Origin of the sequence: Stenotrophomonas sp. 2YAF22, from assembly GCF_052114665.1 — a bacterium.
Taxonomy (GTDB): domain Bacteria; phylum Pseudomonadota; class Gammaproteobacteria; order Xanthomonadales; family Xanthomonadaceae; genus Stenotrophomonas; species Stenotrophomonas indicatrix.
Window position 1 is genome coordinate 1 of the sequence record NZ_JBFRFE010000709.1, and the last position, 1,995, is coordinate 1,995.

3 protein-coding genes are annotated in these 1,995 nt (G+C 66.8%); all 3 read right to left on the reverse strand.

Annotated elements, in window-relative coordinates; genetic code table 11:
* Positions 1–1,232 (reverse strand): PAS domain S-box protein (locus tag AB4Y84_RS20220; protein ID WP_442250776.1); only part of this gene is annotated, 1,232 nt, incomplete at its 3' end.
* Between the two features lie 70 nt (positions 1,233–1,302).
* On the reverse strand, positions 1,303–1,497 hold the full coding sequence (locus AB4Y84_RS20225; protein ID WP_025874451.1) for a hypothetical protein: 195 nt from the start codon (positions 1,495–1,497) through the stop codon (positions 1,303–1,305).
* The coding region (locus AB4Y84_RS20230; protein WP_442250777.1) for a DNA-3-methyladenine glycosylase at positions 1,494–1,995 on the reverse strand (502 nt) is incomplete at its 5' end. The genes AB4Y84_RS20225 and AB4Y84_RS20230, both read right to left, overlap by 4 nt.

The following is a 1,995-nucleotide window of genomic DNA, read 5'->3' on the forward strand; positions in this document are numbered from 1 at the left end:
GTCACGTCCTGGGCGTGGCCGAGCACGAACGGGGGATGGGTCTCGGTGTCCAGTACGTTGTTGTAGGCCCAGTAGCGGCGGGTGCCATCGGCGGCGAGCAGTTCGATCACGCCTGCGTCGGTATGGTTGGCTTCGATGCGCCGCAGGTAGGCCTTGAAGGCCTCGCGCTTTTCCGGCGGCATCAGGTCGCACAGGCTGCGGCCAACCATCTCGCTTTCCGGGTAGCCCAGCGACTGCACGGCTGCCGGATTCACCGATGTCACGGTGCCGTCCAGCATGTGCGTGCAGATCAGGCCCAGGCTGTAGTGGAAGAGACGGCGATAACGCACTTCGCTGGCTTCCAGCGCGTCCACCACCGCGCGTTCTTCGGTGATGTCCTGGATGGCACCGACCAGCCGTGGCAGGCCCTCCACCTGTTGGCGGGTGCCCACCACGCGGGTCCAGATGCTGCGGCCATCGGCGGTTGTCATCGGCAGCTGCACTTCCCAGGGCGTGCCCTGTTCGGTGCAGCGCTGCACCGCCGCCTGGATGATGCTGCGGCTGTCCGAACGATAGAACGACAAGGCCGATTCGAATGTCGGCTGGTAGCTGGAACGCACGCCGTGGATCTGCTTGGTCTCGCGCGTCCAGCGCACTTCGCGGGTGGCCAGATCCAGCTCCCAGCCGCCGACCTTGGCGGCGGTGTTGGTACGCTCCAGGAAGTCCTCGCTGCGCTTGAGATCGCGATGCAGCGCCTGTGCCTGGTCGATCTGCCGCAACAGCGCACTGCGCTGCTCCAGCACCTGGGTCGTGACCCGGCCAAGATGGACCATCAGCTCACGCTGCGACGGCGACAGCACGCCAGGCAGGGTGTCGAGCAGGCACAGCGTGCCGATGCGCGCGCCATGGGCAGTGGCCAGAGGGATGCCGGCATAGTGGCGCACCCTGGGCCCGGCGGTGACCAGCGGGTTGTGGGCGAAGCGCGGATCCTGCCGCGCATCCGGAATCTCCAGCAGCGCGTCCTGTTCGATGGCGTAGGTACAGAACGAGATGGAGCGCGGCGTTTCGCTGACATCGCCCAGGCCGATGCTGGATTTGAACCATTGCCGTTGCTCGGCGACGATGGAGACCAGGCCGATGGGCATGCCGGTGGCGGCGCGCGCGGCGGCGACGATGGCATCGAACACCGGCTCGGGCGGCGTATCGAGCACGCCCAGCCGTTCGATTTCGCGAAGTCGGGTGGCCTCATCCATGGCTGTCCACGCTAGTACCCGGTCTGTTAGCGCCCTGCGTACGGCAGTGATGTCGTCGTGATGCGCCTGCTCATGGTTGTTGCAGGGACGCCTGCAGGGCGCTGGCCAACGCGGCGTCACCGGAGACGAGGTCTTCCCAGCGCAGTTCCAGGCCTTTCCGCCGCCCCTTCTCGACCAGCTTCAGTCCGCTCGGGTCCAGGGTCAGCGTATAGGCCTGGCCGGCGATGGTCAGTTCACGGCGCAACGGTTTGTCGAGAGGTGTCATCGGGGGCTCCTTCGCGTTGAGGCGGGGGCAGGGCGCACTGAAACGTGACGATGATCGCGAACATGCCAGCGCCAAGGAAAATCCACTGCCCGGGTGATGCCGATGCGTGGGCCTACCACCGGATCGTCGGGGGGCCGCGTGCCGTCATCCACGAGGGTGACGCCGTGGCTGGCGGTGACCAGATCGGCGCCGTCAAAGCGCCGGTCCAGGCCGAACGCCTGCGACAGTTTGCCGGGGCCGCTGGCGAGGTCGTGATCGTGGCGGGCAGCTGGCCGCAGCGGGTACATCCGTTCCTGTCCGGCAACCGGCTCTGCCGCGCGCAGCAGTACCGCAACACCCTCGCCGACCTCGCCGCAGACCACATTGCTGCCCCAGTGCATGCCGTAGGTGAAATACACATACAGGTGCCCGGCCTCGCCAAACATGCTGGCGTTGCGTGCGGTCCTGCCGCGATACGAATGCGCAGCGGGATCTTCACTGCCGGCGTAGGCTTCGACC